Annotated in this window: 12 protein-coding genes; 6 read left to right on the forward strand and 6 right to left on the reverse strand. The window is 46.0% G+C overall.

Annotated features, from left to right (window positions below; all coding sequences use genetic code 11):
• Positions 1–136: 136 nt before the first annotated feature.
• The 4 genes from VV1_RS18885 to VV1_RS18900 all read right to left on the reverse strand — a co-directional run bounded on the left by VV1_RS18885 (position 137) and on the right by VV1_RS18900 (position 4,836).
• A complete protein-coding gene (locus VV1_RS18885) occupies positions 137–2,185 on the reverse strand; it encodes an EAL domain-containing protein (protein ID WP_011081730.1) in 2,049 nt (682 codons plus the stop codon).
• Positions 2,186–2,520: 335 nt separating this feature from the next.
• Positions 2,521–3,366, reverse strand: a complete 846-nt coding sequence (locus VV1_RS18890) for a mechanosensitive ion channel family protein (protein ID WP_011081731.1) — start codon at positions 3,364–3,366, stop codon at positions 2,521–2,523.
• Between the two features lie 211 nt (positions 3,367–3,577).
• Positions 3,578–4,045 (reverse strand): DM13 domain-containing protein, encoded by a 468-nt coding sequence (locus VV1_RS18895; RefSeq protein WP_040110995.1) that lies wholly within the window; start codon positions 4,043–4,045, stop codon positions 3,578–3,580.
• A 284-nt stretch (positions 4,046–4,329) separates the two neighbouring features.
• Positions 4,330–4,836, reverse strand: coding sequence for a copper resistance protein NlpE (locus VV1_RS18900; protein ID WP_011081733.1), 507 nt, complete (start codon positions 4,834–4,836; stop codon positions 4,330–4,332).
• Positions 4,837–5,118: 282 nt separating this feature from the next.
• On the opposite strand from VV1_RS18900, the gene artP reads away from it, so the two are divergent.
• The 5 genes from artP to VV1_RS18925 all read left to right on the forward strand — a co-directional run bounded on the left by artP (position 5,119) and on the right by VV1_RS18925 (position 8,802).
• Positions 5,119–5,847, forward strand: coding sequence for an arginine ABC transporter ATP-binding protein ArtP (gene artP, locus VV1_RS18905; protein WP_011152524.1), 729 nt, complete (start codon positions 5,119–5,121; stop codon positions 5,845–5,847).
• A gap of 123 nt (positions 5,848–5,970) precedes the next feature.
• Positions 5,971–6,702: an arginine ABC transporter substrate-binding protein gene (locus tag VV1_RS18910; protein ID WP_011081735.1), complete on the forward strand. Its 732-nt coding sequence runs from the start codon at positions 5,971–5,973 to the stop codon at positions 6,700–6,702.
• 1 nt (position 6,703) lies between these two features.
• On the forward strand, positions 6,704–7,393 hold the full coding sequence (gene artQ / locus VV1_RS18915) for an arginine ABC transporter permease ArtQ (RefSeq protein WP_011081736.1): 690 nt from the start codon (positions 6,704–6,706) through the stop codon (positions 7,391–7,393).
• Entirely contained in the window at positions 7,390–8,058 is a 669-nt protein-coding gene (artM, locus tag VV1_RS18920; RefSeq protein WP_011081737.1) for an arginine ABC transporter permease ArtM, read from the forward strand. The genes artQ and artM overlap by 4 nt, the downstream gene beginning before the upstream one ends.
• A gap of 183 nt (positions 8,059–8,241) precedes the next feature.
• Positions 8,242–8,802, forward strand: coding sequence for a pyridoxamine 5'-phosphate oxidase family protein (locus VV1_RS18925; protein ID WP_011081738.1), 561 nt, complete (start codon positions 8,242–8,244; stop codon positions 8,800–8,802).
• A 58-nt stretch (positions 8,803–8,860) separates the two neighbouring features.
• Here VV1_RS18925 and VV1_RS18930 read toward each other — a convergent pair whose 3' ends face one another.
• Positions 8,861–12,478, reverse strand: coding sequence for an Ig-like domain-containing protein (locus tag VV1_RS18930; protein ID WP_011081739.1), 3,618 nt, complete (start codon positions 12,476–12,478; stop codon positions 8,861–8,863).
• Positions 12,479–13,006: 528 nt separating this feature from the next.
• Positions 13,007–15,184 (reverse strand): EAL domain-containing protein, encoded by a 2,178-nt coding sequence (locus tag VV1_RS18935; RefSeq protein ID WP_011081740.1) that lies wholly within the window; start codon positions 15,182–15,184, stop codon positions 13,007–13,009.
• A gap of 347 nt (positions 15,185–15,531) precedes the next feature.
• On the opposite strand from VV1_RS18935, the gene VV1_RS18940 reads away from it, so the two are divergent.
• Entirely contained in the window at positions 15,532–16,617 is a 1,086-nt protein-coding gene (locus VV1_RS18940) for an SGNH/GDSL hydrolase family protein (RefSeq protein WP_043921165.1), read from the forward strand.
• The last annotated feature ends 13 nt before the right edge of the window (positions 16,618–16,630 follow it).

The raw sequence follows: 16,630 nt of genomic DNA on the forward strand, positions 1-16,630 counted from the left end.
GCTGATTGTGTCAGTCTATGAGCGAAGTGCAAGCTTGAGGCGTAAGCAAAAGTAAGACTCGGGGAGAGGCGCACAAAAAAGCGGCATTACTGCCGCGATTAAGAGCAATGGATTAATAGCGATGAATGTCATGCGCTTACGAAGCGCGTAAACAATCTTGCTCAAACGTCAATGCAATCAACTGACTAAATGGCATCGGTTTGTAAAAATAGTACCCTTGGACAAGGTGTATCCCCAGTTGGGAGACAAAGTTCAGCTCAATTTCGGTTTCCACCCCTTCCACCACAATTTCTGCTCCAGTGGTTTTCACGATCTCAGTGGTCAAACGAAAGAGCTCTCTGCCCTTATGGTTATCCAGATTGAGCACCAACGAACGGTCGATTTTCACTTTGTCGAAATCGAACTTAGAGAGGTATCCTATGGATGAGTAGCCAGATCCAAAATCATCGAGTGCGATTTGTACCCCTTTCCCTCTGAGTTTGTCCAACACACGTTGTGTTTGTTTGGCATCCTGAATCAGCAGCTCTTCGGTGATCTCCAGTTCCACTTGATGAAAATCCAGAGCACTCTCTTCGATCATGTTAATTATACGACTGGCGAAATCCGCAACTAAACAAGTTTCTGGTGAGATGTTAATCGACACTTTGAAACACGGATTGCTCGCTAAAGGTGACACTTCACATAAAGCGGTCCTCACGACCCATAAATCCAGCTCAGATGTGAGTCCTAACAAGCGAAAATCATTGAGGAAGTAAGGCGGTGTGATCTGCCCTGAATGGTCTTGATGACGGATCAACACTTCAACGGAGTTGATCTGCTGCTTATCCGTATCAAACTGCGGCTGGTAAAAGAGCACAAAGTCACCACTCAGTTTCAACTTCGCGACGCGCTGCTGTGCGGAAAATTTTTCCATCATTTCAGGAAACAATGCCCCCGCCGTTTTGCCGTTGTCCAACGCTTCATAGTCAAAAAAATCGTCCGAAGCGGATTTAAACAACGTGGTATCAGCGTTGGCTATTTGGTCCATACGACGAAAGAAGGGGTAATAAATCAGAATACCCGCCAAGATAATAATGGCTTGCAATAGAGTGGCAGAAAGATGCCCTCCGGTTGCGATATAACCACTCCATAATGGGGGACTCATCCAGCTGATGATCTCTGACACTGGTGGTACTAGCCCAAATAACGTGGCGTAGTATGCGGTCACTAACCCTACAACCGGCACCAACAAGAAAGGGATGATCAAAATGGGGTTAAACATAATTGGCAAACCGAAGATCACCGGCTCATTGATATTGAAAATGCTTAATACCAATACCGCGATCCCTAGAGAACGATACGCTTTGTGCTTGGTGAGTAAAATCATGCAGATCACTAAGCTCAAGGTATTACCTGCGCCCCCCATTCCTGCATAAATGTCATAGAAGTTACTTGTCAGGATGGGGAGTTCACTCCCGGTTTGCGCACTCACCTGCAAAGCATTGTGAGTCAACTCATACAACTCCGCTTTATAAGGTGCGAGCACGATATGGCCATTAATGCCAACACTCCAAAAGAGGTTTCTGACTACCTCATAAATCACACCGTGCGAAAGGCATTCGAGTGTCAACTTCGGCAATGCCCACTCTGAGAGATGGGGGAAATCAACTAACCACTCTAAGGCGTAACCTAATGAGGTGTAGAACAACACCAACAAGAATGTCGAGAGCACGAGGTTAATTGACTGGTCGACAACGCTCGGAAGCTTGGATTGAACAAACCAATCGCGCTTGGAGACAAAACGAATCGACAAACTCACCAAGGTTGGGATGATGATCGCCAGAGGATAATTGCTTGGCACTATGGTGCCTACTTGCAACAAACCCCAGTTATGACAAATGACAAAATAGATCACCATGGCTGGCGTGATCACCGTGACTTTTGACAGCTTGTGCAACGAAGCGAGAAATAAACTGTAGTAAACCAGCAAAAGAATCGGGAAAAGGCGCCAGATAATATCACTCGCGACCAAAACGTGCTCTGCGGCCTGAGTGTATCCAGTGATATTGAGCAGGTTACTGATCAAGATACTAAATGCAGAAATCAACGAGATTGGTAATAGCATGACAAATGTATTACATAACCCGTTTAAATAAGCATTGCTGGATAACGTTGTTAGAAGAGAAATTAAGGGTGATTTTTTCATTAGACCAGATTATTCCAAACACCAGGTCTTAAGGCATCTTTTCTTTATTTTTATAGAGAATTGAATTCCAAGACAAATTTAGAAGAATTAGCCACCTGAAATTCCATTTAAGTTCAACTGAAAACAGTAGAAAGTTGATCGTTCAACTGAGGCAAAATACATTCATCACTATTATTTCAATCCTTGTTGTATTTATATATAAAATAAACAAAAGATAAATATGACAAGATGAACTATCATTCCAAATTATGACAACGCCACAATTAGGGGCGTGAACATTACGCCCCTAATTTGGCATCGTCCATTCAAGATTTCAATCCTGACGATAGTGATTTTCAATTAATTGAACGAGGATAACATTCTTCATAGAGGGACATAAAATCTTGACGAATCAAGCTTTCAAGATGAACAGCCTTTTCCGTAGGACAGAAAATCATAAAATTCACCACTTGCTCGCCTGCGGCTGCGCTCGTGATATGAATATGAGGCTCTGCTCCTGGCAAATCAACGCCAGCGTGTTTTTCGATCATCGTATTATAACGTTTTGCAACGTCTAAAAAATAATGACAGTGTTCTTCGATTTTAATTTCTAAATCAGCCAGCAAAGGATAAAGATTCACAAAATCCGGCACCACAATTGAAAAATGATGGTACACATAACGCTTCATAAAATTGAGGTTTTTTACCGGATAAGTAAAAAACATGCTATTCGGCAAGGTAATCGTCTTCCCTGTGTAATGATATTGCCCGTGATGCAAATCGATTTCTTGGATCACGGTCGCCATCATATTGTGATCTATCACTTCACCGGCAATTTTTCCCACTTCAATCCAGTCGCCGACTCGGAAAGAGCGAGAACTGGCTCGCTGGATAGAACCGGTAAAACAGAGAATAATTTCTTTCGACGCCACCACAATCGCAACGGCAATGGCGGTCACCGATAGCGCAAACTGGTTGATTTCCGATTGCCACAAAACAAACAGAATTAAGCTGGTGATGGCAAAGGCACCGTTTTTTGTCCGAGACATCCAACTGCGCTGCTTCTCGGTGATAAATGCCGCTTCCCCACGGATACGAGACAGCACTAACTGCCTAATCATGATAATGAACAGGATGATCAGTGCGGTGAAAAAAAGCTTATGTTGAAGCAAGAAATCAATAACGAGCTGTAACTTTTGCAACTTATGTCCTTAGATGTACTGCGATTCTGAGTTGGTGTCCAAGCGCCATCACTTTATAAAAAGCAAATCCAGAGCGCAATTTGCAGATGAAAAAACGTTAACCACTGGCGATTTCTAGCAAATATCACTCATTTATAAGATAAGTAAGCGCAAAATAGAAAACACCTCAAGGGAAAGCTATGCGCCGTTTCCTCTGATTAACGTGAATGATTTAACGGTATTTGGCTGAGGTAATGAACTGACTGAAGGTTTCACACCAAACGATCGCCGTTGTGTAGTTTGCCACGTCAACATCACTTGGAATGGGCAGAATAAAGCGGTCAAATGTTTTGACATCTCCAACACGGACCAACTGCTCTTTGTTGGCTAAGAAGTCAGCTTCTGTCTCAATAAACGTTGGCGATAGATAAAGCTTATAGTCGGGACCTGGAGCGAGTTCACCCAAAAAAGCAATACTTTGCGCATCAATCACAAGCTTACCTTCTCCCCAATGTAAGAAATCGCTGTCAGCACGATCGCGGCTAAATTCCCCTTGATAACTTGGGGCAAGCATGACGCTTGCAACCGCCTGTTGAGAGGGGCTCGTAGGTTGAATCAAAATCGGCAGAAGATAAATCCCTAACCCAATACCACAAACCAACATCGCGATGTGAGAAATGATTAAAAGTCCGTATTTCATGCTCTGTGTTCCTGTTTCTTTTTCTACCATCAACTTTTAACGTGCTTCAACGTGTAACGCTTGGCGAATCAAAGATTGTCGTGACGATGGGTGATGTTGGTTTTAAATTGGGTGAATGAATAGAGAGTATATACCCAAGTGACTTCAAGATGCTGGGATCTAGGCGGTATCATCAACATCAAATCAATACACATCAAGAGAAAGAAAAGTCCGAAGGTTATCACCCTCGGACTAGATTAGAGCATTCAACATAGGTCCTAATGGGGGATCAGGTACACTTTTGCTTATTGCTTTTTAAGACGGTAGAAGTCGGCCAAATCACCCGTGATCTTCTGACCGTTGATGTCGAGCATCATCAGCACATTTTCGCCAACGAAGTATTGGTTCAGTGACCCCTCTCCTTCCAATGTCACCACACTGCCACTCTCGTCCCAGTTAAAGTGGCCTTCAGACTTGAACGTACCATCTTGTTTGCCTTGATAAGTTTCTTCTAAAACGTAACTGCCATCGTTGTTCAATGTTAAGGTCACATCGATACCGCTGCAATCGGCGCAAGGTAGAGTACCAGTATACGTACCATTCCAGTCCAATGCATTTTTCGCATTGTGCGCACTATCGACAAACGTTTCAGTGGTCACAACATCCGTATCTGCAGATTGGTTTGGCTCCACCACGACAACAGCTTGTGTCTCTTCGCTAGGCGTGGCTGCAGGGGCTTGTACTTGCTTGTCATCTTGGCAGCCCGCTAAAAGAATCACCACACCACCTAACGCTAACATTGTCTTTTTCATTTGATATTCTCCATATCCATCACTGTCACTCTATAGTAGCGAGCCTTTCAATTTTCACGTCAATAGAAAGTCATGCTGTGATCGTTTCCGGTTAGAAATTCTCTGTAATGTCAATATTGTGTTGTCAAGAAAACGCCAACTGCTCACACCAGTAGGAGACACTACTAAAGCGATTAAATAGTGAACAATAATTTAACAAACTAAATTTTTATACATTTTTATTGCATAGATCAGCAAAAATGCTAGCATAAGCCAAAATGACAACCGATGCAGATTAGTAGCATGTCTATTCAAGTAAAAAGCGTTAATAAATCTTATGGTTCCAACCAAATTTTGCACAACATTAGCTTTGAGTGTGCGAAAGGCGAAACATTGGTTTTACTTGGCCCAAGCGGTGCGGGTAAGAGTTCTCTACTGCGTGTGTTGAACTTACTTGAATCCGCTGACAACGGCCAACTGACCATCGCGAATCAAGCCTTTGATTTTGCTTCTTCTCCAAGTGAAGCCGATGGCCTGCTGCTGCGTCGAAAAGTCGGCATGGTGTTTCAACAATACAACCTCTGGCCACATCTCACTGTGATTGAGAACCTGATTGAAGCGCCGATACGAGTACTGGGCGTCGCTAAAGCAGAGGCGATTGAGCAAGCAAGAGAAATTTTGGCGACCTTGCAGCTAGCGGATAAAGCGGATGCATGGCCGTTGCAACTTTCTGGTGGCCAACAGCAGCGTGTTGCTATCGCGAGAGCATTAATGATGAAACCGGAAGTGCTGCTTTTTGATGAGCCTACCGCCGCTTTGGATCCTGAAATCACGAATCAAGTCGTGAAGATCATTTCAGGCCTGAGTGATACTGGCATCACCCAAGTTGTCGTTACTCACGAAGTCGATTTCGCTAAGAAAATCGCTAGCCATGTCCTTTATCTCGAAAAAGGTCATATCGTTGAGCACGGCACCAAACAAGCTTTCAGCGAACCGCAAACCCGCGCGTTTGCCGAATATTTAAAACACTAACAACCCATCCAATCGGTTTAGTTTGATGGCGACAAATCGCGCCAAACCTGAACAGAACGGAAATGACGATAAGCTGACTGTTCGTCTTTGACGTCAGCGCACAGATAGACACGGAGTATTGCAATGAAAAAAATTTTACTGGCGTCCCTTATCGGCCTTGTTTCTGCCAATGCAGCAGCGCAACAAGAGATTAAATTTGCGATGGAAGCCACCTACGCACCATTCGAATACATGGATGAGAATAATCAAATCCAAGGTTTCGACGTCGATTTAGCGAACGCACTTTGTCAGCAACTGGACGCAAGCTGTTCCTTCCATAACCAAGCCTTCGACAGCTTGATTCCTGCTCTGAAATTCAAACGTTATGATGCAGCAATCTCAGCAATGGACATTACCGATGCACGTTTAGAACAAGTGGCTTTTAGCGATGCGTACTACGACAACTCAGCGGCTTTCGTGTCATTTGCAGGCAAGGTCGCCGACCAAGCAGCACTGAAAGGCAAACGTGTGGGCGTACAAAATGGCTCTACTCACCAAAGCTTTTTGCTAGAACAAATGACTGGCGTTACTGCCGTACCATACGCAAGCTATCAAGATGCGTTTCTTGATATGAAAAATGGCCGTATCGATTCCGTGTTTGGTGATACTGCTGTTGTGGCAGAATGGTTCAAGAAAGAAAACAATCTCGCTTATGTCGGCGAGCACGTCACCAACGCACAATACTTTGGTAATGGCTTTGGTATCGCGGTCAACAAAGACAACCAAGCCTTGGTCGACCAACTGAATGCCGCTCTAAAAGCGGTAAAAGCAAACGGCGAATACCAAGCAATCTTCAATAAGTACTTCGGTAACTAATATGGCATTAACGGGTTACTCTCTTTCTCTCGTCCAAGCAAGCTGGATGACCATCCAGCTTGCGCTGGTCAGCTTAGCCGTCGGTTTAGTGTTAGCGGTTGTTTTCGCTGGTGGCGAGATGACTCGCCACCGATTAGTGAAATGGCCAACTACTGCGCTGGTGACGGTGCTACGCGGCTTGCCTGAGCTTTTGGTGGTGCTGTTCATCTACTTTGGCTCAACACAAGTTCTGTTTCTACTGACTGGCGATTTTATCGAGGTAAGCCCGTTTCTTTCTGGTGTGATTGCCCTTTCTTTGATTTTTGCTTCTTACGCTTCTCAGACCATTCGCGGCGCATTGAAAGCCGTTAATAAAGGCCAACGTGAAGCGGCCAGTGCTCTAGGCATGAGTAAAAGTCGTACTTTTTTTAGAATTGTGTTACCCCAAGCGGTGCGCCATGCGCTGCCAGGACTCACCAACCAATGGTTGGTGTTATTGAAAGACACGGCGTTGGTGTCATTAATCGGCGTGACGGATCTTCTCAAACAAGCGCAACTGACGTCGGCGGCCACTCATGAAGCGTTTACTTGGTATGCCACCGCTGCGGCCATTTACTTAGTCATCACGCTTGTAACCCAGCGCGCAGTAAAAATCATCGATGCCAAATTTTCCGCACAAGGATTGAGTCTTGATCAAGGAGCCAAAGCATGAAAGAACAACATCTCTGGCAACTGTTAGAAGGCTTAGTCACCAGCCTTGAGCTGACAGCGGTTTCACTGTTGGTGGGCTGTATTTTATCGTTACTGATGACCGCGACGCTTATTCTACGCACGCCACTTTTACACTGGTTCAGTCGCGGTGTGATCACCTTGTTCACCGGCACGCCACTGCTCGTGCAGATTTTCCTGATCTATTACGGCCCAGGCCAGTTTGACGCCATTCGCGACAGCTTTGTTTGGCAATGGCTAAGCCAGCCTTGGTTTTGTGCCATGCTAGCACTGGCTCTAAACACGGCCGCATACAGCACCCAATTGTTCAAAGGCGCATTCAACGCGATTCCATCAGGGCAGTGGCAAGCTTGTCGCGCGCTTGGGATGAACAAATTAGTGACATTGAAGGTGTTGCTACCTTACGCACTGCGCCGCGCCGTACCGGCTTATTCCAACGAAGTCATTTTGGTGTTCAAAGGTACCTCGTTAGCGAGCACCATCACCATCATGGATCTGATGGGATACGCGCAACGCATTAATGCGCAAACTTACGATACCTTGACGGTATTTGGTGTGGCCGGTGCTTTTTATCTCACCATCAACGCCATCATGACGCTGATTTTCCGCCAGGTAGAGAAAAAAGCGCTCGCGTTTGAAGCACACTGAAAAGCCTATCTTGCATCACATTTCGGCCGAAAAATTTCCATCTTTTCGGCCGTTTAGCCGCTAAATGTTCTATTCGGTCGCTTTTTTGACGACAACTAGCCGCGTTCTCACTTTTCCCCTCTTCGTTGCCTATCTTTTGCTCTAAAGTAATGCTATCGCAATGCCAATTTTTTAGGAGAAGAGATGGGAAAACAGTATTTGGAGTTAATGCCACAACATATCGACTTTATTCAACAGCAAAAGATTTTCTTCGTCGCAACCGCCGCGGAAACAGGCAGCGTCAATCTCTCCCCAAAAGGAGGAGACTCGCTAAGAGTTATCGACCATAAAACCATTGTTTGGCAAAACTTAACGGGCAGTGGCAACGAGTCCGCGGCTCATACGATTAAAAATCCACGCATGACTCTCATGTGGTGTGCGTTTGAAGGCGCACCTGTGATTCTTCGCACTTACGGCAACGCCACCGTACTTCATCAAACTGACCCACTATGGCAAAAGTACCTTGCCCTTTTCCCAGCCAGCGTCGCTACGCGGCAACTGTTTGTGTTGGACATCAACCTAGTGCAATCCTCTTGTGGAATGTCGGTTCCATTGTTTGAGTATCAAGGTGATCGAGACGAACTGGCAGCATGGTCAGAGAAACAAGGCAAAGAAGGCATTGAGGCCTATTGGCGCAAGAAAAATCAGCAAAGTATTGATGGTTTTGAAACGGAAATAATCATTCGCACGGGTATCGAGAATTGATAAAAAAAGCCACCACTTTTCAGTGGTGGCTTCGCTTGTCGACATGATTCGGTCGCAATTATCGAGGATCAAGACCCAGCTTTTGCAGTACCAGTTTGAAGTTCTCGCGGCGTTCTTTCACGTTGTGAACATCACCTGTCGAACAGGTCAAATCCGGACAACCACGGTTAACGATACCTGAGACGTCATCGATAAATTGAGAGCCTTGCAGACCGCTGTCCACGTACTTCTTCAACTCATTGTAGTAGTTCCAATCCGCGTATTGACCACCTTCATCGTTGTAGGCTTGTACTGAGGTTACCCAGTAGAAAAGACCTGCGATCCACTTGATCTCTTTATTCTCTTCCGAGCTACAAATCAGACCTGGGTTAGAACAGAAATCCAATTCTGCGTAGAGTGGGTTCTCTGGTGGTGCTTCTACCGTGACACCGTCAATCGTTTTACCAATGGTTGATGGGTCAACGTGCGAGCGACCTAGGTAGTGGTTAAGCGTACCGAAGTTCTGACGACCTGTGGTTTGGATAACACCACGACCCCACCAGCCACAGCCTTCTACGCTTTCTTGGCTGCTGCCGTCCCAAATGAACTTACCGGCTTTCTGACCAACATAAGTCTTACATTCGTCGCGTTCCCACACTTGTTTTGACGTATCCACGTTTTCAGGAACATCGTTACAGTGACCGTTGTTGGTCCAACGACCTGCCGCACCGTTCACCAATAAACCACGCTCTTCCAGCACGGCATCAGGCGCTGCAAAGACAGGAGCGGGTGCGCCATACCATTTCGCATGCGTCAGAGCACTCACTTCCATCTTGTCATCGCGAGGACAAGAGTACGCATGATCCAGACCAGAGACTGGGTTGACACCGTAATCTGCGTATTTCTGACCAAGTTGACCACAGCTGGCGGTCATTGGGTAATCCGTTGGCGCGCCGTATTTCACTTCAGACCAGTTGTTTTCATCACAGGCGTTGTAACGAATCGTCTCTTGCATACTTTGTGCAAGGAACGCAGCAATCGCAACTTTCGCGTATTTGATGTTGGTCGCGTCATCGACTTCGTCGTCCATCAGCCAGAACTTGTTACCCGCCACACCAATGTTGTGCATTGCGTTCAAGCCATCGAGGAAGTCGTTCCACTTGTACACCGTTGACGGAACCCACTGAGACTGTGGCGTTTCGTATAGGAAAGCTTCGTTGTTCATTACACTCTCAGCGTTGGCTAACTCTTGGTTTAACGCTTCAATGCGAGTCAATGAACCTTTCTCTAACTCTTCACCCACGTAGTACAGTGGCACTTTCGCCGTTTGATACAGTTCAATCTTGCTGGTGAGTGCAGGTGAGTCTTGATCAAACATCAGTGCAAACACGTTACTGTAAGCCGCTTTACGAATTTGCTGCTCACTTTGTGTATTGCCCATGAAGTAGTTCGCAGTTTGCTCTGTCGGCATGTTCGCGAGCATTGCCGGTGCTTCAACGTAATCTGTGACCTGTTTGACGAACTCAAGCGCGTGATGCCACTGCGCGCTGGTTAGCGCCGCTGTCTCGCTCGACTTAGTAAACGCGACAAAGTCCGCTTTGTTTGCAGAATCCACTTTGTAAAGCTCGAAGCTATCCAGCAAATCCGCAGAGAAGACCGACGCTTCATCCCATACCGATTGACGGCCAGAATGCGTATCGTACGCGAACTCACCAATGCTCAATGACCAACCAAACGTCGCTTGTGGTGCAAGTGTCGTGAAGATCAAGTTGTGCGCATGCGCCCAGCCTTTCACATCGTCACTCAGTGCGTTGATCGCATCAATATCAATACGGCTGCCCGTGATATCAATGGCGTTCGTCAGGGCTTGTTTAACCGCAACGGAACCAAACGACGCACCTTTGTCTCGCGTGGCAAGATCCAAAACATCCGATTGAATCACGATAGATGCTGAGCCTGCGTTCTCGGCCTGCTCTAGGACAGAGACAAACGAACGAGTCAGTTGCTCTACGTCTGTTAATGCATCACTGCTGCTTGCTGCAATAGTTAGCGTGCTTGGAGCTTGAGTGGATGGGCTCGCCACTACGAATGTGTTTGGCCAGCCAGCCACTTCTAGACGCACTGGGTCCATTGGGTTGCGCAATGATAGTGCAGGCGCAGTACCCGGCTCTGTACCGTCACAGTTTAGGTGCAATGACCACGAGCTATCACTGCCAGGAACAGATTGCGTCCAGTAAACCGCTGAGTAAGCAATGTTTTTGTGCACCATAATGTCACCGCCAGTCGCGTGATCACCACGAGTCCAATCTGGGTACACGTTGAAATCGGCACACAACCCACCGGTTGGCGGAGGGGTCGGTGTTTCTACTTTTTCAACGGTGATGCTAACACGAGCGGTTGATGTGAGGTTTTGCGCATCGGTGGCCACCGCTTCAAGCGTGACATCACCAACTTGAGATGCCGTCCAGTTGCACGAGTATTGACTTTCCGTCGACGCGTTAAACTCACAAATTTGCTGGTTGTTTGCTGTTACGATAACGTGCGATAAGTCATCATCAGCGTCCGTTGCGCGAACGGTGATCGCAACGGTGTTACCGTCTTCAAACTTAGAGCCATTCGCTGGCGAAATAAAGCTCACTTCCGGGCTTACAAAGCTTGGCTCATCTTGAACAGAAACCGCAATGCTGCGCTGCTCAACCATTTGGTTATCCTGGCCTAGCACCACCACTTTGAGGGTTGCGTTACCCACTTCGCTCGGCGTCCAAGCGTACCAGTACGTCGTTTGGGTTGGAGTGATACTACGTTGACCTAGCTTGCGGTCGTTTGCCCAAAACTCAAGAGTGGAAATCAAATCACCGTCAACACGCGCTTGGATTGTTGTCGCCTGATCAACGGTAAGGGTTTGACCTTGTGTTGGCGCCACAAATGTCAATTCACGCACGACAGGATCGAGCGGTGGCTCAACCTGCTTCTCTTTGACCGTAATACTGACGGCTTGCTCTTGTGTTAGACCAGAGTGACTTTCCACCATCGCTTTAATCGTGTGTGGTCCCACACCAGCTGACAGCCAATTTGCTTGGAAAGGTGCTTGTGTTACGCGTGCGACTTGTGTGTTGTCGACAAAGAAAGTCACCGCTTTAACAGTGGTGTTGGTTGCGGTTACGTTTGCAAGCATGGTAACCGCTTGGCCTTCTTCAAACTCCGCGCCATTCATTGGTGAGGCGATTTTCAGAGAAAGTTCTGGATCCCCCACTTCATCGTCAGCAATCAAGCGAATCGTATCTTGTAGCAGAGTCATATCCAGCACACCGCTCACCCCCAGCGTTAGCTCAATGCGCTGACCAGCAGGTAGTTGAGATTTCACCCAGCTTCCGTTATCAAAAGCCAAAGCCAGCGTGTTTTTGAACACATTACCTTGCGCATTGCTACTGAAACTCATATTTGGGTAGCTGATTCCAGCCGCTGACCAAGAAGGCGCGGACATCGTGAGATTTGAATCAAATACTATTTTGGCATCGCGTAATTCAATCGCTTTCGATCCTGTATTGGTGAGGCTCACCTTGTATGTGTTCCACCATTGGCTTTCAGAACCAACAATTGAAATTTCGCTATTTACTGCCGCCTGAGCGACAGGAAAAGCCATACTCACTGCGAGCGCAAGGACAGTAGGCACTAACCTTAGAGCTTTATTATTCATAATTGGACAACTTTTTTATTGAAGAAAAATTTGAATCTTCATTATATGAACCTGCAAAAGAAATAAGGCACGTGACGCATGTAACAAAATGTTTCTTAAAATACACATTTTAATCGAACGTATTTCATCAAGGCTTTTTCATCAAATTCACCACAAAAAATTAAACTTAGAGATTGCTTCCTATAAATTGAATGAATTGATGGTCAATTAAAAATAATTTAATTCAAAACGATAACGAAAAATAGACAAAGAAATGCAACGTAAGAATATTCCCACACTGTTATTTTTCATTTTAAAATCACAAAGAAACATTTTGTTACAAGATGAGCAAATTGCAATCATTGATGATCAACTTGATTGACCACCATTCTGATAATCGCAGCCAATACTGTTTATAACTCACTATTTTTAGAGCATTTATTCTTGATGGATAACAGGGAAAAGCCGAGCCAATCGGCAATAAAGAGATGCGGCCCTTCCCTCCCTCTCACACTCATAACTCAAGAAGGAGGAAGGAGCAAAGAGGCGTTAAACGACACTCGATGTTTCAAATTCTCGCAAGACTTGCGCTAATGGTTGTGGCTTATAAACACCAAAACCTTGTGCATAAGTAATATGCCATTGTTTAAGCATCTCAATGTGCTGTTCACTTTCGACAAATTCTGCCACGGTTTCCAAGCCAATATCATTGGCGACATTGCTTATCGACTCAACAATTAATCTGTCGGTTTCATTGGTCGGTAGATCTTTTATAAACTCCCCGTCTATTTTGACAATATCAAGAGGTAGACGTCTTAAATAAGCAAAGCTCGCGTAACCAGTACCAAAATCGTCCAACGCAATTTTACACCCCGCAGCGCGCAGCACTTTGAGTGTTTCAATCGCCTGCTCTTCATTTTGCAGTGCGGAGGACTCGGTCACTTCAAAACATATTTTATCTAGGGGCACTTGGTACTGATGGGCTTTTTCGATAATCCACGTACTCAAACCTGCCATTGCCAGTGAGCGAGCGGTTAAGTTCACCGCACATTTTTCCACACGGCACCAATTGCGCACTTGCTCATTCAATAAACGAAAAGTCTGCTCCACCACCCACTGATCTAACTGCACTTCTAACCCAAACTGATTAATCAAAGGAAAGAACTCTGATGGCAGCAAACGGCTGTCCTGCGACGTTTTCACTCGTGTTAGCACTTCAAAGCTTAATTGCTGAGAACTTGGGTCTGCCAATTTCATGTAGCGCTGACAATAAAGTTCAAACTCGTTATTTTTAAATACGCGTTGAATGTAGGCGAGTTTGTCGATCTGAGATTCTGCAATCGCCTCCCCATCAATCCAATTCACTTGTTGATTGCTGCCTTGGTGCTCGCACAGATGCGAGACGACATCGGTCAAGTCTTCTCCGTGTTTTACCACCACACAATGCAGTGTCGGAGAAACCAGTGAGATTGACGTCCCTCGCCAATAAAACTGGAAATTGTCGAGCCGCTGAGCCATTTCCGCCACAAACGGCTTCATTCGTTCATCACCTTCAATAAACCCCAATACGCCGGTCGAAAATGGAGGGCGATAACACTTGGCGTTCTCATCTTGGTTTCGATTGACGAATTGATAAATCTGGCCAATCAGCTGCGCTTTACCATCGTGTCCTAACTCACTTAAACGAGACAAGGTTGGCGACAAATCGAGATAAATCAACACGGCTTTGGGAATCGTCGTGAGGTCTTCCTCAAGCTGAGAGAGGTTAAACAACCCTGTGTAAGGGTCGATTCGCTCTGCGCGAATCTGCTGTTGTGCCAGCTCATAATGCTTTATCGCGTACCCACCAACAAAATAGCCCAATACCGTGACAACATTTAAAATCAACAATAAGCCGAAAAACTGCTCGTCCAGTATTTGATAGGTGTTCACCCGATTAAGGCTGTCATTCGCCATCACCAGGATGGTTAACGTTCCCATAAAAAGCGGGCGAACCAAACCGTGCTTGCCAAAGCCAACAATCACCAGCACCAACAAGACAAAGCAGGAAGAATAGAGCGCAAAGGAGCTAGGATGTTGGATCGCGACGGCCATCAATGAAAAACAGCACAGCAGCCACAACCAGTATGAAGGCGATGTTTTCGAAGAGCGTCGTAGCAACTTATCGAGAATCAGATATTCATGCCGCTCATTTTTGAGCAGCATGGCAAGCAAAATCACCAACGCTGGTGTCACCGTTAGCTGGGTCAGCGCACTGCCTAACACCGAATAAAGCAAGAACTCGCGCGTCATATGCAGCTGTTCAGTCAAAGCACTGATGACACTGATCATCAACGTACTCATCAATGGGTAGAACAAGCCAAACGTCACCGCATAAGCCAGCAGTCGCTTCATGGCCGAATCGCCTTCGAGACGTTTTTCTATTTGGATGAACAGCAGCGCAGTGGCAACTGGCAAAAGTGGCAACAACAGCGCGTACAAGAGTGCCACTTCGAATGGCCGACCAACGTGCAAATAATAACTTAAGAAAGCGAGAACAATCGGCAGCAGTACTTTAAGATGAAACACCAATACAGCCGAAATCACGACAGACGCAACGACAGAAATCAACTGATACTGTTCATGATGAATAGAGAATTGGCTTGACGTCCAAAATGCCAGCAGGACAGCAAAGTAAGCGGCCACACCAATCCCAATATTGGGCAGTTTTACTATTTTTGGTTGCATGATTTAGCCTCTTATGAATGCTTACACATGATAACCAAGTTGAACTGCAACTACCACGTTATAAATAAGAACTCTATTTACAAAACCAAATCAAGCGCTGAGTTTATAGTTTATCGCAAGGTGATCATCCTCTGATGCAACAAGGATGTTGCACAAAACGTGTATTGCATGAAGTACGTCGAAAGGCTTGCTCAAAAGTCGCCTCTCCCTCTGCCGTCACCTTTACCTGACACATTGCTAGACCATACTGATTCGGACCATATACCCAAGTGACTTCAAGAGGCAGGATTCAGATCTTAACTCACACATTGAGGTTATTTGGGTATATCAGCAGCCAAGGAAAGGACATGTTTTATCGACTCATATGCAGCTTAGCGCTAGGACTTTGCACCGCAAGCGCACTCGCACAATCACTGCCTGCCACTAACCACAATCTCACCTTTGAAGGGCGAAACAGCAAAAATTATCAAGACGGTTCCGTTGCGATCAATTGGCCAGGCTCAACGCTGAAAACACGCTTCATCGGCAGCCACTTTGGCCTCACCATGCAAGGGAATGGCGACTATTTTGATGTATTGGTTGACGGTAAGCTAAGCAAAACACTCATGACGCAACCCAATGGCGTGACGGAAACCTTCGTGCTCTTTACATCGGAAAGCACGCAAAATGTGTTGATCGAAGTGGTTAAACGAACGGAAAACTACGCCAGTATGAGCCGTTTTCTCTCGGTTGAACACAACGGTTCAATAGACGGTGTGTGGGGACACAAGCCGCATATTCTCTTTATTGGTGATTCCATCAGCGCTGGCTTTGGCAGTGAATCAGAGAAAAGGGAATGTACATGGGAAGAAATCTACGCTACCTCCAATGCGCGTTTGGCTTTCCCTTACCAAACGGGCCAGCAGCTCAACACAACCATTACTCAAGTGTCGTTCTCTGGGTTAGGGTTAATTCGTAACTGGGGTGGAAACCAACCACACCATAACCTCACCACCTACACAGACAAAGTAGCCGCAGTCTATGGTCTAACACTCGATTATGAAGACAAGTTTCCCAATCTGATTGTGGTGGAAGTGGGCACCAACGATTTTAGTACCGATCCACAAGCCCATGAACCTTGGAGCAACATTGAAGAGGTCAAACAAGCGTGGACCGAACGTATGGTGGAATATGTGAGTGAATTGAAACACCGCTATCATGAGGTGCCGATCATTCTCATGCCGCGTCCTGCATATCCGTATGACTACATTATTCCTGCAACTCAGGACGCCATAGAAACCTTGGCACAGCAAGAGATCCATCAGGTCTATAGCCATACCTTTGTTTCACCCCTTGAAGGCTGTATCTGGCACCCTACTGCGCAAGAACACCGTGAGATTGCCACGCAACTTTCGCAGTTTATTCGTCAGCAAGCGCTTTTGACGACCCCATAATACTAACGGATAA

The organism is Vibrio vulnificus CMCP6, from assembly GCF_000039765.1.
Lineage (GTDB): Bacteria > Pseudomonadota > Gammaproteobacteria > Enterobacterales > Vibrionaceae > Vibrio > Vibrio vulnificus_B.